At 39.4% G+C, this 19,829-nt stretch carries 25 protein-coding genes; 3 read left to right on the top strand and 22 right to left on the bottom strand.

Features of this window, described 5'->3' with window-relative positions:
• Positions 1–40: 40 nt before the first annotated feature.
• The 19 genes from HW271_RS05935 to HW271_RS06025 all read right to left on the bottom strand — a co-directional run bounded on the left by HW271_RS05935 (position 41) and on the right by HW271_RS06025 (position 13,250).
• Positions 41–325, bottom strand: coding sequence for a GIY-YIG nuclease family protein (locus HW271_RS05935; protein WP_178895248.1), 285 nt, complete (start codon positions 323–325; stop codon positions 41–43).
• Positions 315–1,064 carry a tRNA1(Val) (adenine(37)-N6)-methyltransferase gene (locus tag HW271_RS05940; RefSeq protein WP_178895249.1) on the bottom strand — a complete coding sequence of 250 codons (750 nt, stop codon included), beginning with the start codon at positions 1,062–1,064 and terminating at the stop codon, positions 315–317. The genes HW271_RS05935 and HW271_RS05940 overlap by 11 nt, the downstream gene beginning before the upstream one ends.
• A 48-nt stretch (positions 1,065–1,112) precedes the next feature.
• Positions 1,113–1,475, bottom strand: a complete 363-nt coding sequence (locus HW271_RS05945) for a S1 RNA-binding domain-containing protein (RefSeq protein ID WP_004252382.1) — start codon at positions 1,473–1,475, stop codon at positions 1,113–1,115.
• A gap of 1 nt (position 1,476) precedes the next feature.
• Positions 1,477–2,877, bottom strand: a complete 1,401-nt coding sequence (locus HW271_RS05950; RefSeq protein WP_178895250.1) for a bifunctional Cof-type HAD-IIB family hydrolase/peptidylprolyl isomerase — start codon at positions 2,875–2,877, stop codon at positions 1,477–1,479.
• Between the two features lie 81 nt (positions 2,878–2,958).
• The gene (locus HW271_RS05955; RefSeq protein WP_178895251.1) at positions 2,959–3,462 is read right to left on the bottom strand and encodes a GNAT family N-acetyltransferase; all 504 of its coding nucleotides are present in this window, start codon (positions 3,460–3,462) and stop codon (positions 2,959–2,961) included.
• A gap of 170 nt (positions 3,463–3,632) precedes the next feature.
• Positions 3,633–3,872: a 30S ribosomal protein S18 gene (gene rpsR, locus HW271_RS05960; RefSeq protein WP_000068664.1), complete on the bottom strand. Its 240-nt coding sequence runs from the start codon at positions 3,870–3,872 to the stop codon at positions 3,633–3,635.
• A 31-nt stretch (positions 3,873–3,903) separates the two neighbouring features.
• Entirely contained in the window at positions 3,904–4,374 is a 471-nt protein-coding gene (ssbA, locus tag HW271_RS05965) for a single-stranded DNA-binding protein SsbA (RefSeq protein ID WP_178895252.1), read from the bottom strand.
• Positions 4,375–4,385: 11 nt separating this feature from the next.
• The gene (rpsF, locus tag HW271_RS05970) at positions 4,386–4,676 is read right to left on the bottom strand and encodes a 30S ribosomal protein S6 (protein ID WP_002896497.1); all 291 of its coding nucleotides are present in this window, start codon (positions 4,674–4,676) and stop codon (positions 4,386–4,388) included.
• Positions 4,677–4,804: 128 nt separating this feature from the next.
• The gene (locus HW271_RS05975) at positions 4,805–5,461 is read right to left on the bottom strand and encodes a CBS domain-containing protein (RefSeq protein ID WP_178895253.1); all 657 of its coding nucleotides are present in this window, start codon (positions 5,459–5,461) and stop codon (positions 4,805–4,807) included.
• A 259-nt stretch (positions 5,462–5,720) separates the two neighbouring features.
• On the bottom strand, positions 5,721–6,431 hold the full coding sequence (locus HW271_RS05980; protein WP_178895254.1) for an ABC transporter ATP-binding protein: 711 nt from the start codon (positions 6,429–6,431) through the stop codon (positions 5,721–5,723).
• Positions 6,431–7,195 (bottom strand): ABC transporter ATP-binding protein, encoded by a 765-nt coding sequence (locus tag HW271_RS05985; protein WP_178895255.1) that lies wholly within the window; start codon positions 7,193–7,195, stop codon positions 6,431–6,433. The genes HW271_RS05980 and HW271_RS05985 overlap by 1 nt, the downstream gene beginning before the upstream one ends.
• Positions 7,195–8,151 (bottom strand): branched-chain amino acid ABC transporter permease, encoded by a 957-nt coding sequence (locus HW271_RS05990; RefSeq protein WP_178895256.1) that lies wholly within the window; start codon positions 8,149–8,151, stop codon positions 7,195–7,197. The genes HW271_RS05985 and HW271_RS05990 overlap by 1 nt, the downstream gene beginning before the upstream one ends.
• A gap of 3 nt (positions 8,152–8,154) precedes the next feature.
• Positions 8,155–9,024: a branched-chain amino acid ABC transporter permease gene (locus HW271_RS05995; protein WP_178895257.1), complete on the bottom strand. Its 870-nt coding sequence runs from the start codon at positions 9,022–9,024 to the stop codon at positions 8,155–8,157.
• Positions 9,025–9,140: 116 nt separating this feature from the next.
• On the bottom strand, positions 9,141–10,301 hold the full coding sequence (locus HW271_RS06000; RefSeq protein WP_178895258.1) for an ABC transporter substrate-binding protein: 1,161 nt from the start codon (positions 10,299–10,301) through the stop codon (positions 9,141–9,143).
• An 88-nt stretch (positions 10,302–10,389) separates the two neighbouring features.
• Positions 10,390–10,659, bottom strand: coding sequence for a YlbG family protein (locus tag HW271_RS06005; protein ID WP_178895259.1), 270 nt, complete (start codon positions 10,657–10,659; stop codon positions 10,390–10,392).
• 75 nt (positions 10,660–10,734) lie between these two features.
• On the bottom strand, positions 10,735–11,325 hold the full coding sequence (gene clpP, locus HW271_RS06010) for an ATP-dependent Clp protease proteolytic subunit ClpP (RefSeq protein WP_060956027.1): 591 nt from the start codon (positions 11,323–11,325) through the stop codon (positions 10,735–10,737).
• Between the two features lie 162 nt (positions 11,326–11,487).
• Entirely contained in the window at positions 11,488–12,117 is a 630-nt protein-coding gene (gene upp / locus HW271_RS06015; RefSeq protein ID WP_006150334.1) for a uracil phosphoribosyltransferase, read from the bottom strand.
• An 89-nt stretch (positions 12,118–12,206) separates the two neighbouring features.
• Positions 12,207–12,674, bottom strand: a complete 468-nt coding sequence (locus HW271_RS06020) for a cytidine/deoxycytidylate deaminase family protein (protein WP_178895260.1) — start codon at positions 12,672–12,674, stop codon at positions 12,207–12,209.
• 18 nt (positions 12,675–12,692) lie between these two features.
• Positions 12,693–13,250: a TetR/AcrR family transcriptional regulator gene (locus tag HW271_RS06025; RefSeq protein ID WP_178895261.1), complete on the bottom strand. Its 558-nt coding sequence runs from the start codon at positions 13,248–13,250 to the stop codon at positions 12,693–12,695.
• Positions 13,251–13,374: 124 nt separating this feature from the next.
• Between HW271_RS06025 and HW271_RS06030 the strand changes: the two genes are divergently transcribed.
• The 3 genes from HW271_RS06030 to HW271_RS06040 are packed head-to-tail and all read left to right on the top strand — an operon-like array spanning position 13,375 to position 15,928.
• Positions 13,375–14,220: a DegV family protein gene (locus HW271_RS06030; RefSeq protein ID WP_178895262.1), complete on the top strand. Its 846-nt coding sequence runs from the start codon at positions 13,375–13,377 to the stop codon at positions 14,218–14,220.
• A gap of 56 nt (positions 14,221–14,276) precedes the next feature.
• Complete coding sequence (locus HW271_RS06035) at positions 14,277–15,452, top strand: NAD(P)/FAD-dependent oxidoreductase (protein WP_178895263.1); 1,176 nt, start codon at positions 14,277–14,279, stop codon at positions 15,450–15,452.
• 20 nt (positions 15,453–15,472) lie between these two features.
• Complete coding sequence (locus tag HW271_RS06040; protein ID WP_178895264.1) at positions 15,473–15,928, top strand: 8-oxo-dGTP diphosphatase; 456 nt, start codon at positions 15,473–15,475, stop codon at positions 15,926–15,928.
• A gap of 237 nt (positions 15,929–16,165) precedes the next feature.
• Here HW271_RS06040 and manA read toward each other — a convergent pair whose 3' ends face one another.
• The 3 genes from manA to spxB all read right to left on the bottom strand — a co-directional run bounded on the left by manA (position 16,166) and on the right by spxB (position 19,754).
• Positions 16,166–17,110 (bottom strand): mannose-6-phosphate isomerase, class I, encoded by a 945-nt coding sequence (gene manA, locus HW271_RS06045; RefSeq protein ID WP_178895265.1) that lies wholly within the window; start codon positions 17,108–17,110, stop codon positions 16,166–16,168.
• Between the two features lie 139 nt (positions 17,111–17,249).
• Entirely contained in the window at positions 17,250–17,828 is a 579-nt protein-coding gene (locus HW271_RS06050; RefSeq protein WP_178895266.1) for a DUF3592 domain-containing protein, read from the bottom strand.
• Between the two features lie 150 nt (positions 17,829–17,978).
• Entirely contained in the window at positions 17,979–19,754 is a 1,776-nt protein-coding gene (gene spxB / locus HW271_RS06055) for a pyruvate oxidase (RefSeq protein ID WP_178895267.1), read from the bottom strand.
• Positions 19,755–19,829: the final 75 nt, after the last annotated feature.

A 19,829-nucleotide genomic window follows, 5' to 3' on the forward strand; every position in this document is an offset into this window, starting at 1 on the left:
AATTTTTGACAAAAGTAAGAGAAACCTAAAGGGCTTCTCTTTATAGGTTAAAAGCATTCACTAGATTTTTATTTTGATTATCGTTTAGGTAGCTTTCCTTCTGAGGACGCTTCTTCCGTTTGAGTAGAGCCTCAGCCGACATTGCTTCTTCCTTACTATCAAAACCTTCTACATAGATGAGTTTTACTGGTAATCTAGCTCGTGTATACTTGGCTCCTTTGCCACTATTGTGGACAGCGACACGTCTCTTGACATCTGTTGTATAGCCTGTATAGTAGGAACCATCACGGCACTCAACCACATACATATAAGCCTTATGATCCATAGTAAATCTCTTGAATTTCTGGTGTATAAGTACCATCACTATTATGAACAATGAGGGGTGGTAAAACCTTAAAGCCACTAGTGTAACCGTCCTTGATAGCCTCAATCAAAAGCATATTAGCTTCCTTCTCCCGTTTAGGGTAAACAAATTGTAGGCGCTTTGGAGCCAGATTATGCTGTTGGAGTGTAGCTAAAATATCTAATAATCTATCTGGACGATGAACCATTGCCAAACGCCCGTTTGATTTGAGAATACTCTGGGCACTACGACAGATTTCCTTGAGATTGGTCGTAATTTCATGCCGAGCTAAAAGGTAATGCTCGCTTTCGTTCAGATTAGAATTTGGATCTACCTTAAAATAAGGCGGATTGCACAAAATCAAATCGACCTTGCTCCCCTGAATGTAGCTAGGCATGTTCTTCAAATCATCACAAATAACCTGCATCTGCTCTTCCAAGCCGTTTAAACGCACTGACCGTTCAGCCATATCAGCGAGACGTTCCTGAATTTCTACAGATAGAATTTTAGCTTTGGTACGACTACTGGCAAAAAGCCCAACAGCTCCATTGCCCGCACAGAAATCCACTATCAACCCATTTTTAGGAAAACGAGGAAAACGAGACAGGAGAACACTATCCACGGAATAGCTGAAAACCTCTCTATTTTGAATAATCTTGATATCTGTAGAGAAGAGTTGGTTAATGCGCTCTCCTGATTTTAATAATTGTTCTTCGTTCATACTTCTATTATAACAAAATATAATAACATCACAATGATTTGAGGGATATCAATTACTGTTTTTCTTTAAATGCTCCAAGGCTTCTCGTGTCCAAACAGGCATCATGCGACCAAGCGGCGCGAATCCATGTTTGATGCGATCATTCGAAAAACGTCTCCGTCTAGGAAGTTGATGTTTTTCTTCTTCCAAGGTACGAATGGAAAGGCTAGCCTTCCCTGTATATTCGTCAAAATCTACTACTTGTACCTGGACTTCATCACCAATTTTTAAAACCTCGTAAATATTTTCGATAAATCCTGTCCGAATCTCCGAGATATGAATTAGGCCTGTCACTCCTGTTTCTAACTCAACAAAAGCTCCATAGGGCTGAATCCCAGTAATACGGCCATTTAGCTTATCACCGATTTTCATTTTAGTCCTCAATTTCAATAGTTTCAATGACTACGTCGTCAACTGGCTTGTCCATGGCACCTGTTTCGACACCTGCAATTGCATCCAGAACTTCATAAGAAACTTCATCCGCAAGTTGGCCGAATACTGTATGACGACGGTCTAGGTGAGGAGTTCCACCTTGTTCAGCATAAATTTCCGCAATTGGTTCTGGCCAACCACCACGAGCAATTTCTTTCTTAGAATATGACAAGTGTTGATTTTGCACGATAAAGAACTGGCTACCATTTGTATTTGGCCCAGCATTTGCCATAGAAAGAGCTCCGCGAACATTGTAGAGCTCTTCTGAAAACTCATCTTCAAAAGATTGACCATAGATAGACTCGCCACCCATACCTGTACCAGTTGGATCTCCACCTTGAATCATAAAATCTTTAATAATACGGTGGAAAATCACACCGTCATAGTAACCATCTTTTGACAGAGCAATAAAGTTGGCTACTGTTTTTGGTGCGTGATCAGGAAAAAGCTTAATACGCATATCCCCATGATTTGTCTTAATAGTCGCAATTGGACCATCTACTGCTTCAATATCTACTTGTGGAAAATGTAATTCTTTTTCTACCATACCAAATCCTTCTAAGGCATCAAAGATGCCATCTTCTTCTAATGTTTTTGTAATATAATCTGCTTTTTCTTTGATTTTTTCATGAGAAATACCCATGGCAATACTAATGCCTGCATAATCAAAGAGTTCTAAATCGTTAAGACCGTCCCCAAAAACCATAACGTTTTCTGGTTTTAAACCTAATTGGTCTACAACTTTTGCAACTCCAGCTGCTTTTGAACCGGAAATCGGCACAACATCTGATGAATATTCATGCCAGCGTACCATACGTAAAGTCGATGCTAAACTTTCAGGCAACGTCAAATCATCTCCCTGATCCTCAAATGTCCACATCTGATAAATATCTTCTTTTCGGTAGAAATCAGGGTCCACCTCTAAATTAGGATAAATCGGGTCAATCGCCTGGCTAATCGTCTCTGTTCGTCTTGATAGTTTAGCAGCATGACTACCCACCAAACCGTAATCAATCCCAACTTCCTTGGTCCAAGCAATATACTCTTCTACCTTATCCTTAGCAATTTTATTACTATATATGACATGGCCTTTTTTATCCTCAATATAGGCACCATTCAAGGTCACAAAGAAATCTGGCTTAAGTTCCTGAATCTCTGGCACAACACCAAATATGCCCCGACCAGTCGCAATTCCTGTCAAGATTCCCTTCTCACGCAATTGTTGAAATACTGTAGGAATAGTACTTGGAATAAAGCCAGTCTTTGAATTACGTAAAGTATCATCTATATCAAAAAAGATAATCTTAATCTTCTTAGCCTTGTATCTTAACTTGGCATCCATTATAATACCTCCTTCAATTCACTCTTTCCATTATACCATAAAGTAGAGAATTCCCCTATCTTCAAAGAAATTTGCTACCTCTTATTCGAATTCCTTAGATAAGTACAAAACTAAATCATCATTGTTTTGACTAGTAGCGTTCATTTCCAAGGGTTGATTTCTATACCAAACACCCGTCCCATCTGGAATGTAGCCCCGTCTGATATACAATCTCTGGGCAGGACCATAGCCTAAGTGCAAACCTACACCAAGAGTGACCTTACTCGAAACAAACTTGACTCGTTTTTCTGCTTCTTCTAGCAGTTGATTCCCAATCCCTTGATTTCGAAAAGGCTCAAACACATTAAAATCTGATAATTCTGGATAGACTTCTGCAAAAGGACCATGTTTAGCAGAGGGCAAAATGGTAACGTAGCCCGCTACAGCACCATCAATCTCTGCAACTAAGACTTCTCTCTCCCCACTTTCCTGTTCCAGAAAATATCTAGCCAAAATTTCCTCTCTACCTGGCCAACCTTGATTCATAAATCCATGAGATAAGGATTCAATGTCAGACTTAATCATATTTCTAATCGTACAATTCATCTTTGACTTACCAACCTTTACTCTTTCTATTACCATTATAGCACGCTAAGGTCAGAAAAAAACTATCTCGTGAAAAAAGACCCGTAAGGGTCTTACTCGCTCTCACATTTCCATGCTCGTGAAAAAGAGGTCCGGTGGACCTGAAAAAAAGACCCACCCGGGTCTTTTTTTTAATCTTCGTTTACGAAAGGCATCAAAGCCATTACGCGAGCGCGTTTGATAGCTGTTGTTACTTTACGTTGGTTTTTAGCTGAAGTTCCAGTTACACGACGTGGAAGGATTTTCCCACGTTCTGAAACGAAACGGCTAAGAAGCTCAGTATCTTTGTAATCAACATATTCAATTTTGTTTGCTGCGATGTAATCAACTTTTTTACGGCGTTTGAATCCGCCACGACGTTGTTGAGCCATGTTTTTTCTCCTTTATAGTATTAATTGTCCATTAGAATGGTAAATCATCGTCTGAAATATCCAATGGATTGGTTGTTCCAAATGGATTTTCATCTCGTGAAAAGTCAGGTACTGATTGTGTAGGTGCTGAATAATTTGAACTTGGTGCAGAATGACCTCCACCAGTTTGACCTTCACGCACGCTACGGCTTTCCAACATTTGGAAATTTTCAGCTACGACTTCAGTCACGTAGACACGTTGTCCTTGCTGGTTATCGTAACTACGAGTCTGGATACGACCTGTAACCCCGATAAGTGAGCCTTTTTTAGCCCAGTTAGCAAGGTTTTCAGCCTGTTGGCGCCACATTACGACATTGATAAAATCAGCCTCACGTTCACCATTTTGACTCTTGAATGTACGGTTTACTGCAAGAGTAAAAGTAGCTACTGCTACATTTGATGGGGTATAACGCAACTCAGCGTCACGTACCATACGCCCTACAAGTACAACATTGTTAATCATAATCTACCTTCTTACGCGTCAAGCTTGACGATCATGTGACGAAGAATGTCAGCGTTGATTTTTGACAAACGGTCAAACTCTTTAAGAGCTGCATCATCGTTTGCTTCAACGTTAACGATGTGGTAAAGTCCTTCACGGAAATCTTGGATTTCGTATGCAAGACGACGTTTTTCCCAATCTTTTGATTCAACAACAGTTGCACCATTGTCAGTCAAGATAGAGTCAAAACGTGCTACCAAAGCGTTTTTCGCTTCTTCTTCAATGTTTGGACGAATGATATAAAGAATTTCGTATTTAGCCATTGATATGTTCCTCCTTTTGGTCTAATGACCCCAAGTCTTTGCATGGGGTAAGTGAGGTTTGCTCACAATAAACTATTATACTAGAAAAAAATTTTTTTCGCAAGTATAAAACAATGATAGTTTATTTTTTAGAGTTTTTTTGCTGCAGTTTTGGTAATTTCATCTACGAAAATATTCTCTTCTTCAAATTTCTTCTTCAAGGAACTAAGATCAACCGTTCCCTCAATTTGGACTTCGATAACAATCTTACCATCTTTACGTGGAATATTAACAGTATGAGAAATATTAAGATTTTCCTCAACGATTAAAGAAACAATCTTACCGAGTACCCCAACTTCATTTTCTGTGATAAAACGAACACGGATTCCCTCTTCACCATAACCAGCAATTTCAAGAAAGGCTCCGAATACATCTCGATCTGTTATAACGCCATACAATTGACCATTATCAACAACTGGTAAGATACCAATCTTATTTTTCAACATGAGATAGGTTGCATCTTCCAAACTAGCATATCCTGAAACAGTAACAACATCACGAATCATGACATCTTTTACCTTTGTCTTGTTTAGCAAGTAGTTCATCTCAAAGATTGAAAGACTAGTTGCTTTTGATGGACTAGCTTCAGCAATTGTTCCTTCTGTCACCAATCCTACTAATTTATCATTTTCAATAACAGGAAGACGGTGCAAGCCTTGTTCACGCATTAAATCTGCTGCATGCGCAACAGTTGTATCAGGACTAATATAAACGACCTTACGAGTCATAAAATCTTTAACTGCCATAGGAAATCTCCTTTATGTTTATAGTTTTATTATACACTTTTTACGGAAAGCTATCAAACGCTTTCATTTCTTTTTCAAGATTCAGAAAAATCTGAAGGACTTTACGAAAAAGAGCTCAACTTAGAGCCCTTAATCTTATACTTATGTAGATTGTATGATTGCTTTGCAATCTCTATCCGCCGACTAAATGGTCCCCCGGACTAATGTGGATTGCTTGCGCAATCTTTATCTGCCGACTAAAACAATCCACTGGATTGTTTTAGCCACCTAGATATGCTTTTCTGACTTCATCTGATGCTGCGAGTTCTTTTCCTGTTCCTGATAGGACAATCTTTCCTGTTTCAAGAACATATCCTCGGTCAGCGATGGCTAGTGCTTTATTAGCATTTTGCTCAATTAAGAGAACGGTTGTTCCTTGTTTTTGAATATCTTGGATGATATCAAAAATTTCTTGGATAAAAATCGGAGCAAGACCCATTGATGGTTCATCCAAAAGAAGGAGTTTTGGTGTCGACATAAGTGCACGCCCCATGGCAAGCATCTGCTGTTCACCACCAGATAGAGTTGCTGCATCCTGGTTTTTACGTTCTTCCAAACGTGGGAAACGTGAAAATACCTTCTTCAAATTAGCTTGGTTCTCTTCACGATTTTTCTTAAGAAAAGCTCCCATCTCCAAGTTTTCCATAACTGTCAAACCAGGGAAGACATGACGACCTTCTGGTACTTGAGAAAGTCCTGATGCCACAATCTTCTGTGCAGGCATCTTTTGGATTTCTTGACTCAAAAATTCAATTCGACCAGAACTTGGACGAACAAGTCCTGATAGAGTACGAAGAATAGTTGTTTTACCTGCACCGTTAGCACCGATTAGAGAAACAACTTCTCCTTCATTGACTTCAAAGCTTACATCACGTACAGCTTGAATCATACCGTAGTGTACTGAGAGGTTTTCAACTTTTAACATAGACATTAGGCTTCACCTCCAAGATAAGCTTCGATAACGCGTTTGTTGTTCTTAATTTCATCTGGTGTTCCATGAGCAATCAAACGACCATACTCAAGAACATAGATACGCTCTGTGACCTCCATGACCAAGTTCATATCATGTTCAATCAGCATGATAGTAATATTGAATTCATCTTTGATACGACGAATCAACTCAGTCAATTCTGCCGTTTCTTGTGGATTCATTCCCGCTGCAGGCTCATCCAAGAAAAGAATTTTAGGTTCTGTGGCAAGAGCACGAACAATCTCCAAACGACGTTGTTGACCATAAGCTAAGTTTTTAGCTAAAGTTTCAGCATCACCATCTAAATCAAAGATTTTTAGTAATTCTAAAGCTTTGGCTTTCAATTCTTCTTTATTCTTATAGAAAGCTGGCAAGCGCAAGAAACTAGCAAATACATGTTGTTTATGATGATTGCTAAATGCGATGAGAACATTGTCCAAAACTGTCAGGTCTTTAAAAAGACGAATATTTTGGAAGGTACGCCCTAAACCAAGGGATGCGATTTTATAAGGTTGCTTCCCATTTAGTAAGTGTCCATCCAAAGTAACAGTTCCTTCACTCGGTTCATAAACTCCTGTCAGCAAGTTGAAAAGAGTTGTTTTGCCCGCTCCATTCGGTCCAATCAAGCCAACAAGTTCACCTTCATTCAATTCGAGAGTTACATCTCCAACAGCCGTCAAACCACCAAAATGTTTGGTTAAGTTTTTTACTTCAAGTAATGCCATTAGTTTTGTCCCTCCTTCTTACCTTTTTTAAAGAGACGTGATAGGCTCAATTCCCATGTACCAAGGAGTCCACCTGGTCTGAAAATCATAACAAGTACCAAAGCCAAAGCATAGATAATCATACGAACGCTAGCAACGTCTTGGAGTAACATATTCAAAATACCAAGAACAATGGCCGCAACAATTGATCCTGTGATTGATCCCAAACCACCAAATACAACGATGATCAAAACGTTGATAGAGTTGATAAAACTATAATCTTTTGGTACAACTGAACCGACAAATCCTGCTTGGAGTGATCCTGCAATACTTGCAGTCATAGCTCCAAATACAAAAGCAATAATTTTGATTTTTGTTGTATTGACCCCTACTGACTCAGCCGCAATTTCATCTTCACGAACAGACAAGGTTAAACGACCGATTGGACTACGTAAAAAGTTCAGTGTTAAAATAGTTGTAATCACGGCAAAGATATATACCATTTGCCAGTTAGTGAAACTTGGAATTCCCAAAATACCTGCAGCTCCATTTGTAAGATTACCGCCATTGACAATTAAGATACGAATAATCTCAGCAACCCCAAGTGTCGCAACTGCAAGATAGTCCCCCTTCAAACGGAGGGTAGGAATTCCTACGATGAGGGCAACTAAACCAGCAATGATGGCGCCGAGCAACATAGCTCCAAAGAAGGCACCATAAGTTGGAGATTTTGAACCGATAATAGCTGCAGCATAAGCACCGATAGCCATAAATCCAGCATGTCCAAGTGAAAATTGGCCAGAGAAACCAACGATTAGGTTAAGTCCTACTGCAAGAATAATGTTGATACCGATTTGCTCCAGAATTTGAATATGGAAAAGGTTTAAAATACCAAGTGAAACTAAGAGGCTAATCATACCATATCCAAGCAACAAAAGGAATATCCAGAGAATATTAGCTTTTACATTTACTTTCATTGTTTACACCTTCTCTTTCACATTCTTACCAAGGATACCAGCTGGACGAACAATCAAGATTAAGAGCAAGATTCCATACACGATGGCATCACGGAAATCTGACAATCCAAAAGCGATTGCAAAAGTTTCCAATAGACCAATTACAAAACCTCCAAGAGCTGCACCAGGTATGATACCGATACCACCAAGAACGGCAGCAACGAAAGATTTAATACCTGGAGTCATTCCCATCAATGGTTCGAGAGAGTTGTAATAAAGGGCAATCAAGACACCTGCTGCACCAGCCAGAGCTGATCCTAAGGCAAAGGTGAAACTGATTGTACGGTTTACGTTGATCCCCATCAACTGAGCTGCATCACTATCTACAGATACGGCACGCATGGCCTTCCCCATTTTTGTTTTTTGCACGATGAGTTGCAAAAGAATCATCAAGACAATCGAAACTGTCAAAATCAACAATTGAATATTTGTTAGACTGATTGGACCCAAGTCATAACGAACTGTTTGGATTGCTTGAGGAAAGGCACGTGTATTGGCACCTACTAGATAGACCATTCCATACTCAAGCAAGAAGGATACCCCAATAGCAGTAATCAATACAGAGATACGAGTTGAATGTCGGAGTGGACGGTAGGCTAGAAACTCGATGATAACACCGAGAATAGCTGAGCCAATCATGGACAAAATTAAGGCTAAAAAGAAATTTAAATGGAGGGCATTAATCAAGAAATAACCCATGAAAGCACCCATCATATAGATATCACCATGGGCAAAGTTAATAAGCTTGATAATTCCATAAACCATGGTATAACCCAGGGCTAGTAGCGCATAAACACTCCCTAGGATCAAACCATTGACAAGTTGTTGAAGCATATGGTTCACTCTTTCTAAGTTTTATTTTTAGGATTTTTCTAAAAAAATAATCCCTTTATAAATACCGAAACAGGGAGTGAGTAAAAGCTCATTCCCCATTTACGATATCTATAAGATTAAGGTTTTACGACTTCTGCCGCTTCTACTTTACCATTATTCATGGTCATCATGAAGGCTGTTTTCACAGTGTTGTGATCTGCATCAAAGCTTGTTTGACCTGTAACACCTTCGAAGTTTTGTGTTTTAGCAAGATTGTTCTTGATATCAACTGAAGTTTTTGCACCTTTTGCTGCATTTGCTACAAGGTAAACTGAGTCATATGCAAGAGCTGCAAAAGTTGAAGGCTCTTCATTGTATTTCGCACGGTATGCTTCAAGGAAAGCTTTCGCCTTATCTGACACATCAACTGTTGATGAGAAACCAGAGATGAAGTAAATGTTTGATGCGCGTTCTGCTGTTGCTTGTTGAACAAACTCTTCACCATTAAATCCATCACCACCGATGATTGGCTTATCAATTCCCATACCACGAGCTTGGTTTACAATCTTACCAGCTTCTGTGTAGTAACCTGGCAATACGATAGCATCAAAGTCTTTATCTTTGATTTTTGTCAAAGCTGCTTGGAAATCTGTATCACCTGATACAAATGTTTCATCTGCTACGATTTCACCTTTAAATGATTCACGGAAAGCTTTTGCAACACCTTTAGCATAGTCACTTGAGTTATCAGTATACAAAACAACTTTCTTAGCGTTCAATTTGTTTGAAACGTAGTTTGAGATGATTTTTCCTTGGAAACTATCTTGGAATGTTCCGATGAAGAGGAAGTCTTGTCCTTTTGTCAAACCATCTTGAGTAGCACTTGGCGAGATTAATGGCACACCAGCTTGAGTAGCGTTTGCCACTGCAGCAGCAGTTGCTCCAGAAGTCGCAGGCCCTACGATAGCTGCTACTTTTGATTGAGTAACAAGGTTTGTAGAAACTGAAGCCGCTTCAGCAGTTTCAGATTTGTTATCTTTATCTACAACTTCGATTTGTTTTCCATCAACACCACCAGCAGCATTGATTTGATCAACTGCAAGTTGAGCACCCTTTTGTTCAGATGTACCGTAAGCAGCTACTGCTCCAGTCTCTTCGAAGTTGAAACCAATTTTTACAACTTTTTCATCAATTGGGTTACCAGTTGTGTTTGAAGCTCCTGACTTCACTTCCCCACAAGCTGCTAAGAGAGCTGTACTTGCAAGAGCTACAAGTGATAATGCAAATTTTTTCTTCATGTTTATCTCCTTTTTATGTTCAATTTAAATTACATGTTAAGAATATACCGAATTATCAGAAAATTGTCAACAAGTTTCTCTCACTTTTTTAAATGATAACGTTTTCGTTGGTTTTATATAGGTTACCAACGAAAGGAGTTTCCAATTCTTGAATATGACAAACTCTCACTTTTTTGATAAATTTCTCTTTTCCTAAACGATTTACCAGCTCTTCCACTTCTTCTGTTGGGACATAAAGTTGTAGGTAACGATGTTTTTTTGAGTGGTAACAAATATCACCATAATTTGCGAGTTTTTTAGCATCGCGATTATAGTATAAATAGATAATCAGACCAGACCGATTCTCTTTTTGAAACATAATTCAACTTCCTTCTAACAATCTTCCTTCTATTATATCAAAAAAAACAAGCTCAGTCGAGCTTGCTTTAGTAGTTTAATTCAAAGAATTATTAGCCATAATTTCGTCAATAAAACCGTAGTCAAGAGTTTCTTGGGCACTCATCCAGTAATCACGTTCAGCGTCTGCGTGGATTTGCTCAACTGATTTGCCAGAATTATCTGCTAGGATTTGTTCTAAAGTCTTACGAGTTTTAAGCAAGTGTTCAGCAGCAATGGCCATATCAGTCTGCTGAGTACCACCACCTGTACCACCCATTGGTTGGTGAATCATGTATTCTGCATTTGGAAGCATGAAACGTTTGCCCTTTGCTCCACTTGAAGCAATAATTGTACCCATTGAGGCTGCCATTCCCATAACGATAGTTTGGACATCTGCCTTGATAAAGTTCATAGTATCAACGATTGCCAAACCAGCTGATACAGAACCTCCAGGAGTGTTTACATAAAGGTAAATATCTTTTGTACTATCTTGGGCATCCAAGAAAAGCAATTGGGCGATGACTGAATTTGCCATATTGTCTTCGACTGGTCCAGTCAACATGATAATGCGGTCCTTAAGAAGACGTGAGTAAATGTCATACGAGCGTTCTCCACGACTTGTTTGTTCAATAACTACAGGAATCATTCATTTCTCCTTTTTTGATTTCTAATTTCTTTGTTAATAGGATTATTATATATTTTTGGTCAAAAAAGGTCAAATTTTTGCTCTATCCTAATAACAGATACAAAAATTTAACCTCCTTTCAAAACTAAGACTAAGCTATAGTCTCAATATCACCTTAGAATCTTATTTTGTTCCGAACAAGCGGTCTCCTGCGTCACCAAGACCTGGAACAATATAGCCGTGTTCGTTCAAACGCTCATCCAAAGCTGCTGTAAAGATTTCTACATCTGGGTGAGCTTCTTGGAGAGCTTTGACCCCTTCAGGAGCAGATACAAGGCAGACAAACTTGATGTTTGAAGCCCCACGTTTTTTAAGGGAGTCAACAGCCAAAATCGCTGATCCACCTGTTGCAAGCATAGGGTCAACTACAAAAATTTGACGTTGGTCAATATCTTCAGGTAATTTTACTAAGTATTCTACTGGTTGAAGGGTTTCTTCGTCACGGTACATACCAATGTGCCCAACTTTGGCCGCTGGAACCAAACTCAATAGTCCATCAACCATACCAATACCTGCACGCAAGATTGGGACAATTGCCAATTTTTTACCAGCCAACTGTTTTTGAACTGTTTTTGTGATAGGTGTTTCGATTTCAACGTCTTCAAGCGGAAGATCACGAAGTACTTCATATCCCATCAACATTGCAATCTCGTTAACTAACTCACGAAAAGCTTTTGTAGAAGTGTCAGTGCGACGCAAGATTGACAATTTGTGTTGAATCAGTGGATGATTAATAACTTCAAGTTTTCCCATTTTCAGAATTCCTTCTTTCAATTTATTCTTCTTATTATATCAAAAAATGGCTTAAAAAGCTTTTTAAACCATTTATTTTTTTACAAATTCTAGATCAGGTGAGCTGCTTGGAGAGCTGCTTGCACTGTTTCAAGTGGTAAATGAGTCAACTCCGTTCCTTTTTCATGATAAAGATGCTGGGCATAGTCATCCATACGGTATTGATTGATATAAACTACACGCTCACATCCTACTTGTAGTAACTGCTTGGTACAGTTAAGGCATGGAAAATGAGTGACATAGGCTGTAAAGCCCTTTGGAACGCCACGCTCTGCCCCTTGTAAAATAGCATTTACCTCTGCATGAAGAGTGCGGACACAGTGGCCTTCAATCACCAGACAATCGTGGTCAATACAATGTTCTGTTCCTGATACAGAGCCATTATAGCCTGTTGAAACAACCTTGTTATCCTTAACTAAAACGGCTCCTACCTTGGCACGCTTACAGGTTGAACGATTGGCAATCAATAGGGCTTGAGCAGCAAAATACTCATCCCAAGCTAGTCTTTTTTCTGTCATAGTTTTTCTCCTCTTAACTTATTTTTTGAAAAATGGCAGGCGTAGATCTGCGATTTTTTCAGCAGGTACCTTCATCCCATCCTTGATCCATTTAAGCAAGACCGATACGATGGCCGAACTCCAAAATGAATGCAGGTAAGAGCTGACACCTTTTGATTTCCCGTAGTATTTTTCTAGAAATTCTTGCATAGCTTGCACAAAGATTTTTTCTAAGTGATAGTCCAGGGCAAGCTGAATAACCTTGGCTTCTTTCTTGGCTTCTCGAAAAAGATGAACCCAAACCAGATAGAGATCCGTTTTAACATCGTAATGACTCAATTGCTCCATGATGTTATGGACGCTACGTTTAAAGACACTTTCTAAAATCTCTTCTTTTGAATCATAATTTCGATAAAAAGCTGCACGAGAAACGCCAGCACGCTTGACTAACTCAGAAATGCTAATCTTAGCCAAGTCCTTTTTCTCCAAGAGTTGCAAAAGAGCTGTTTCAATCGCTTCTCTGGTTAGCAAATTAGATTCTTGGTTTGATTTTCTAAGGTTTTCAAGCGATTTTTCAGATATTTTACGTTCAGACATAACAATTTCTTTCTACTTGTGACAACAGAGAGGTACTACTTTTGTTTCAAGGGCTTTCATGATATAATTGTAAAAAAAGACAGAACCTTTGTCAATGTATAAGTGATAAAGATGGAGAATTTCTATGACTTGGAAGATTGTAGCTGACTCTGGTTGTGATTATCGCCAACTGGAAAACCCTGCTTTTGATACTGAATTTGTCAGTGTCCCCTTAAAGATTCAGGTAGCAGATCAAGTCTTTGTCGATGATGCCAATCTGGATATTGATCAGATGATGGAAACTATGTATGCGACTTCTGAAGCTTCTAAATCAGCTTGCCCTAGTCCTGATGATTACTTACGTGCTTTTGAAGGTGCCAAACATATTTTTGTAGTGACTATCACTGGAACTCTCTCTGGTAGCCACAATAGCGCTCAATTAGCTAAGAATATCTATCTCGAAGAACACCCTGATACTCAGATTCACGTTATTGATAGTTTGTCTGCTGGTGGAGAGGTTGACTTAATTGTTGAGAAAATCAATGACTTGATTCACCAAGGACTTTCATTTGAAGAGGTGGTTGAAGTTATTACTACTTACCAAGAAAAAACGAAGTTGTTGTTCGTTCTTGCTAAGGTTGATAACCTGGTTAAAAACGGTCGCCTAAGTAAGCTTATTGGTACAGTTGTCGGGCTACTCAATATTCGTATGGTTGGCGAAGCAAGTGAAACTGGAACCTTGGAACTCCTCCAAAAAGCTCGTGGTGCTAAAAAATCACTTCAAGCTGCTTATGAAGAATTGCTCAAAGCTGGCTATGCCGGTGGCCGTATCGTCATGGCTCATCGTAGCAATGAAAAATTCTGCCAACAACTCTCAGAACTCTTGCGAGAAAAGTACCCGCAAGCTAATATTAAAATTATCCCTACTTCTGGGCTTTGCAGTTTTTATGCAGAAGAAGGCGGGCTCCTCATGGGATACGAAATCAACTAATAAATCTGACAAGAGATGTCTAATCATCTCTTGTTTTTTTATGGTACAATACTCTTATGAAACATTTTGATACTATTGTCATCGGAGGTGGTCCTGCTGGTATGATGGCTACAATTTCCAGTAGCTTTTACGGGCAGAAAACACTTCTCATCGAAAAAAATAGAAAACTTGGAAAAAAATTAGCTGGAACTGGTGGTGGTCGTTGCAACGTCACTAACAACGGAACCCTAGATGACCTATTAGCCGGCATTCCTGGAAATGGGCGCTTTCTATACAGCGTCTTCTCCCAGTTTGATAACCATGATATCATCAACTTTTTCACAGAAAATGGTGTTAAACTCAAGGTTGAAGACCACGGACGTGTCTTTCCAGCCAGCGATAAATCGCGAACCATTATCGAAGCTCTGGAGAAGAAAATTACGGAACTAGGCGGGCAAATTGCCACTCAAACAGAGATTGTTTCTGTTAAAAAGATAGATGACCAGTTTGTCCTTAAGTCCGCAGACCAAACCTTCACTTGTGATAAACTCATTGTCACAACAGGTGGCAAATCCTATCCTTCTACTGGTTCAACTGGATTTGGTCACGAGATTGCTCGCCATTTTAAGCATACCATTACTGAGCTCGAAGCCGCTGAAAGTCCTTTATTGACAGATTTTCCGCATAAGGCCTTGCAGGGAATTTCGCTGGATGATGTGACTCTAAGCTATGGCAAGCATGTCATCACTCATGATCTGCTCTTTACCCACTTTGGTTTATCTGGTCCTGCTGCTCTGCGTATGTCAAGCTTAGTCAAGGGAGGTGAAGTCCTTTCTTTGGATGTCTTGCCTCAACTTTCTGAGAGCGACTTGGTGGCATTTTTAGAAGAAAATCGTGATAAATCCTTAAAAAATGCCTTAAAAGCCTTGTTGCCTGAACGCTTGGCAGAATTCTTTGTGCAAGGCTATCCAGAAAAAGTCAAACAGCTAACTGAAAAAGAACGCGACCAACTTATCCAGTCTATCAAGGCCTTCAAAATCCCTGTTACTGGTAAGATGTCCTTGGCTAAATCCTTTGTGACCAAAGGTGGCGTTAGTCTCAAGGAAATTAATCCTAAAACTCTGGAAAGCAAACTGGTTCCTGGACTTCACTTTGCTGGCGAGGTACTGGATATTAATGCCCACACAGGTGGCTTTAACATCACTTCTGCCCTCTGTACCGGATGGGTGGCAGGAAGTCTACATTATGATTAAGAAATACGAAGGAGAAGCCTATGAACAGAAGAGAATCAGTCGAATTTGTCAATATGTGTATGATTCAAAACGGAGACAAGGTTCTAGTTCAAGACCGAGTTAATCCTGACTGGCCTGGCATTACTTTTCCTGGTGGGCATGTTGAACGTGGTGAATCCTTTGTCGATGCCGTCATTCGTGAAGTGAAAGAAGAAACTGGTCTGACCATTTCCAAACCCCAACTCTGTGGTATCAAAGATTGGTATGATGATGCTGATTTTCGCTATGTCGTACTTTTTTACAAGACAGAACACTTTACTGGTGAACTCCAGTCTTCAGACGAAGGAAAAGTCTGGTGGGAGAATTTTGAAAATCTATCTCATCTTAAACTAGCTACTGAGGATATGTCTGATATGCTTCGTGTTTTTCTTGAAGAAGATCTAAGTGAGTTCTTTTACTACAAAGAAGGAGACAACTGGTCCTACCAACTAAAATAATAGTAAATAGACGGAGCTATCTCCATCTATTTTTGCTTATTTGAAATTTCATCTTTATCTATATAAAATAGTCTTTCCTAGAAACCATGACTTATTCTTAAAAACCTTGAAGATAAATATTTCCCCAAGTCTGGCTTTTCCTTCTTCGTTTCATCATTCCAATTATCATCATCGTGGTCTTTATCGCGCAATTTATGTAAAAAAAGGACTTGAGTAATAAACTCAGGTCCTTTCTTTTTATGGATGGCTTACAATCAATTCTAAATCTGATCCTTCCAAAGTCCAAGCTTCAACATCACTTGGCAAGATAAAATGGCTACCTTTTTGGATTGGATAATCTTTTCCATCAACAGTCAGTTTCCCTTCACCAGCCAAGACACTAAACAAGCTGTAGTCAACTGTCTTTTCAAAGTCAACTTTTCCAGTGATTTCCCACTTGTAAACTGCGAAGAAATCATTAGACACAAGAAGAGTTGAACGCAGGTCATCTGCTTTAACAGTCACAGGTCGGCTGTTAGCAGGCTCACCGATATTTAAAACATCGATGGATTTTTCAAGGTGGAGCTCGCGCAAGTTGCCATTATCGTCCTTACGATCAAAGTCATAGACACGGTAAGTTGTATCACTAGACTGTTGCGTTTCAAGGATTAAGATACCTGAACCGATAGCGTGCATGGTGCCACTTGGTACATAGAAGAAATCTCCAGCTTTTACAGGTACTTTGGTTAACAAGGCATCCCAGTTTTTATCTTCGATTTGCTGACGAAGTTCTTCTTTTGACTTGGCATTGTGACCATAAATAATCTCTGAACCTTCATCTGCTGCGATAATATACCAGCACTCTGTCTTTCCAAGTTCACCTTCATGTTCTAATCCATAAGCATCGTCTGGGTGGACTTGAACACTGAGCCAGTCATTGGCATCGAGGATTTTAGTTAAGAGTGGAAATACTGGCTCTGGACGGTTGCCAAATAACTCACGGTGTTCTGCATACAAAGTAGCTAGGTCTGTTCCCTCAAAACGGCCATTAGCTATCTTAGAAACACCATTTGGGTGAGCTGATATTGCCCAATACTCACCAATCTTTTCGCTTGGAATGTCGTAGCCAAACTCATCACGAAGTTTAGTACCACCCCAGATTTTTTCTTGCATTACGGAATTTAAAAATAATGGTTCTGACATGTTACATCTCCTGTCTAATTTTTCACCCTCATTATAGCAAAAAAAGAGTTCTAATTGAACTCTTTTTCTTATCTTATAAAGTAGGGAGAAGATTTTATAAAAATAGTAACGATATAGACTTCTTATTATATCGAAGGACTTAATTGACAAGATTTGGAAGAATGAACATGATAAAGAATGCCAAGGCAATCATCAGAAAAACAAGGAGATAGACAACACATTTAGTCAACCATGCATAACGACCTGGTTTTAAAGGTCTTTCTACATAGGAATGTTTTGGTTTTTTAGGATCATAATAAACAGTTACCTTTCCCCCAATTGGAAATCGTTCCATTAAAGGTGATTTTGTTAAAGAGATGAAACTGTTCCTATAAATCTTGTATCTTAAAACCTGAGGGATTTCACCATCTTCAAAATTATCCATCTTTACATCAGATACAATAGAACCTAAGGGAGTACTGATTGTATTTGAAATCGCAGATAGAAATTTTGGCCCGACAACCTTGTATTGGTTCCCATCAATAGTGTACTCGACAACTGGCAGGCTAATTCCGTTATAAAGAGCATAGGAATATCGGATAATGACTCCTTCCGTTCTTTCGGTGCATCTCTTGGCATTTCTGTAATTACTGAAGATAAAAAAGTCGAACATGAAATAGGTGAAGGCAGCAAAGCCTAAACTCATTAAGCCAAATAATAGAAAGAAAGTTGTTGGCATCTTTTTCTCCTTAAAATATCCTAATGAATCTATTTTAACAGAAAATACATAAAAGAAAAAGACCGGATTGCTCCGATCTTTTAAGTTTCTCTCTAAGAAAATCAATGCATAAAATCTACAATGTTTACTTTTGATTTTCGACGAGCAGGATTATTTGATTGCGCGTGATTGCAACCCTTCTTCTTCCAAGAAGAGGCGGAATGGTACGAGTTCTTCTGCTTCGTATTTTTCCTTGAAGGCTTTAATAGCTTCTTCTGAGTGTTGTTTTGGATCCAACTCAAGTACTTCTACTGGAAGTGGACGATGTGGAGTGATGTGAGCATCGATAACAACAGTTTTACCTTCTTTGTTCAATTTAACAGCTTCAGCAACGACTGCGTCGATGTCTTCGATACGGTCAACTGTAAATCCAATAGCTCCTTGAGCTTCAGCGATTTTCGCATAGTCAGCATTAGGGAAGTCACAACCAAACAAGTGTTTGTTTGTGTCTTCGTATTTGTCCTTGATGAAGGCATATTTACCATTTGAGAAGACAACGTTGATAACTGGAAGGTCGTATTGAACGTTTGTGATAACGTCTGGGTAGCACATGTTGAATGCACCGTCACCCATGATGTTCCATACTTGGCGATCTGGATTGTCTTTCTTAGCAGCGATACCACCAGGAAGGGCAATACCCATTGTCGCAAAGAGTGGAGATGTACGCCACATGTTCTTAGGTGTCATGTGAAGGTGACGAGTAGATGTTTGAGTAGTGTCACCTACGTCGATTGAGTAAATAGCGTCTTGATCAGCATATTTGTTGATTGCATTATAAACTTGGTACAATTGAAGCGCACCCTCAGTTTTACCTTCGAGTTTGTTCATGTAATCACGCCAGTTTTGGTTGTTCTTCACGTTTGCACGCCACCATGGAGTAGATTCAACTGGGTTTACTTTATCAAGAATTGCTTTAGCTGCTTGACCTGCATCCCCAAGGATTGAAGCATCAAGGGCATGACGTTTACCAAGTTTGTAAGGGTCGATATCCACTTGGATGAATTTTTCAGTGTTTTTGAATGCTTCGTAAACTTCAGCAAATGGGAAGTTTGAACCAAGGAAAAGAACTGTGTCTGCTTCAAAGACCACTTCGTTGGCTGGTTTCCAACCAACACGGTAAGCAGAACCTGTCAAACCTTCATAGTTCCATTCGAAAGCTTCAAAGTTTTTACCAGTCGTAATGATTGGTGCTTTAATTTTACGAGACAATTCAGTGATCACATCACCAGCTTTAACACCACCGTAACCAGCGTAGATCACTGGACGTTCAGCATTGTTCAAGATTTCAACAGCTTTGTCGATTTCAACTTCGTTCAAAGCTGGAGCGATGAATGAGCGCTCATATGAACCTGATCCGTAGTATGAGTTTTCGTCAATTTCTTGGAAACCAAAGTTTACTGGAATTTCAACAACGGCTGGACCTTTTTTAGAAACTGCAGCACGGCACGCTTCGTCAATAACTTTTGGTAATTGCTCTGCGTAAGCTACACGTTTGTTGTAAACAGCGATACCGTTGTACATTGGGTTTTGGTTCAATTCTTGGAAGGCATCCATGTTCAATTCGTTAACTGGACGTGATCCAAGGATAGCAAGGAATGGAGTGTTATCCATAGCTGCATCGTAAACACCGTTAATCAAGTGAGTCGCACCTGGACCACCTGAACCAACTGCAACACCAATAGATCCGCCAAATTTAGCCTGCATAACCGCTGCAAGAGCACCTGTTTCTTCGTGGCGAACTTGCAAGAAACGGATATCTTTGTCTTCAGCCAAAGCGTCCATAAGTGAGCTAAGTGTTCCTGATGGGATACCGTAGATTGTGTCTACGCCCCATGTTTTCAATACGTTAAGCATTGCTGCAGATGCAGTAATTTTCCCTTGAGTCATAATGATAACTCTCCTTAAAGTTAATTTGATAAAAGATAAAAGCGCTTTTATATGTTTTTTGAAAACGATTCAGTA

The organism is Streptococcus sp. oral taxon 061, from assembly GCF_013394695.1.
In the GTDB taxonomy this organism is placed as follows: domain Bacteria; phylum Bacillota; class Bacilli; order Lactobacillales; family Streptococcaceae; genus Streptococcus.

What these genes read in the sequence shown, in the direction of transcription:
- HW271_RS06040 (WP_178895264.1), top strand. Translation starts at nt 15,473, where the DNA reads ATGAACAGAAGAGAATCAGTCGAATTTGTCAATATGTGTATGATTCAA.
- HW271_RS06030 (WP_178895262.1), top strand. Translation starts at nt 13,375, where the DNA reads ATGACTTGGAAGATTGTAGCTGACTCTGGTTGTGATTATCGCCAACTG.
- HW271_RS05945 (WP_004252382.1), bottom strand. Translation starts at nt 1,475, where the DNA reads ATGAAAATCGGTGATAAGCTAAATGGCCGTATTACTGGGATTCAGCCC.
- HW271_RS05985 (WP_178895255.1), bottom strand. Translation starts at nt 7,195, where the DNA reads ATGGCATTACTTGAAGTAAAAAACTTAACCAAACATTTTGGTGGTTTG.
- clpP (WP_060956027.1), bottom strand. Translation starts at nt 11,325, where the DNA reads ATGATTCCTGTAGTTATTGAACAAACAAGTCGTGGAGAACGCTCGTAT.
- HW271_RS05995 (WP_178895257.1), bottom strand. Translation starts at nt 9,024, where the DNA reads ATGCTTCAACAACTTGTCAATGGTTTGATCCTAGGGAGTGTTTATGCG.
- HW271_RS06005 (WP_178895259.1), bottom strand. Translation starts at nt 10,659, where the DNA reads ATGTTTCAAAAAGAGAATCGGTCTGGTCTGATTATCTATTTATACTAT.
- HW271_RS06035 (WP_178895263.1), top strand. Translation starts at nt 14,277, where the DNA reads ATGAAACATTTTGATACTATTGTCATCGGAGGTGGTCCTGCTGGTATG.
- HW271_RS05940 (WP_178895249.1), bottom strand. Translation starts at nt 1,064, where the DNA reads ATGAACGAAGAACAATTATTAAAATCAGGAGAGCGCATTAACCAACTC.
- HW271_RS05935 (WP_178895248.1), bottom strand. Translation starts at nt 325, where the DNA reads ATGGATCATAAGGCTTATATGTATGTGGTTGAGTGCCGTGATGGTTCC.
- HW271_RS05955 (WP_178895251.1), bottom strand. Translation starts at nt 3,462, where the DNA reads ATGAATTGTACGATTAGAAATATGATTAAGTCTGACATTGAATCCTTA.
- HW271_RS06020 (WP_178895260.1), bottom strand. Translation starts at nt 12,674, where the DNA reads ATGACAGAAAAAAGACTAGCTTGGGATGAGTATTTTGCTGCTCAAGCC.
- HW271_RS05950 (WP_178895250.1), bottom strand. Translation starts at nt 2,877, where the DNA reads ATGGATGCCAAGTTAAGATACAAGGCTAAGAAGATTAAGATTATCTTT.
- upp (WP_006150334.1), bottom strand. Translation starts at nt 12,117, where the DNA reads ATGGGAAAACTTGAAGTTATTAATCATCCACTGATTCAACACAAATTG.
- HW271_RS05975 (WP_178895253.1), bottom strand. Translation starts at nt 5,461, where the DNA reads ATGGCAGTTAAAGATTTTATGACTCGTAAGGTCGTTTATATTAGTCCT.
- HW271_RS05990 (WP_178895256.1), bottom strand. Translation starts at nt 8,151, where the DNA reads ATGAAAGTAAATGTAAAAGCTAATATTCTCTGGATATTCCTTTTGTTG.
- HW271_RS06000 (WP_178895258.1), bottom strand. Translation starts at nt 10,301, where the DNA reads ATGAAGAAAAAATTTGCATTATCACTTGTAGCTCTTGCAAGTACAGCT.
- HW271_RS06050 (WP_178895266.1), bottom strand. Translation starts at nt 17,828, where the DNA reads ATGCCAACAACTTTCTTTCTATTATTTGGCTTAATGAGTTTAGGCTTT.
- rpsF (WP_002896497.1), bottom strand. Translation starts at nt 4,676, where the DNA reads ATGGCTAAATACGAAATTCTTTATATCATTCGTCCAAACATTGAAGAA.
- spxB (WP_178895267.1), bottom strand. Translation starts at nt 19,754, where the DNA reads ATGACTCAAGGGAAAATTACTGCATCTGCAGCAATGCTTAACGTATTG.
- rpsR (WP_000068664.1), bottom strand. Translation starts at nt 3,872, where the DNA reads ATGGCTCAACAACGTCGTGGCGGATTCAAACGCCGTAAAAAAGTTGAT.
- ssbA (WP_178895252.1), bottom strand. Translation starts at nt 4,374, where the DNA reads ATGATTAACAATGTTGTACTTGTAGGGCGTATGGTACGTGACGCTGAG.
- manA (WP_178895265.1), bottom strand. Translation starts at nt 17,110, where the DNA reads ATGTCAGAACCATTATTTTTAAATTCCGTAATGCAAGAAAAAATCTGG.
- HW271_RS05980 (WP_178895254.1), bottom strand. Translation starts at nt 6,431, where the DNA reads ATGTCTATGTTAAAAGTTGAAAACCTCTCAGTACACTACGGTATGATT.
- HW271_RS06025 (WP_178895261.1), bottom strand. Translation starts at nt 13,250, where the DNA reads ATGTCTGAACGTAAAATATCTGAAAAATCGCTTGAAAACCTTAGAAAA.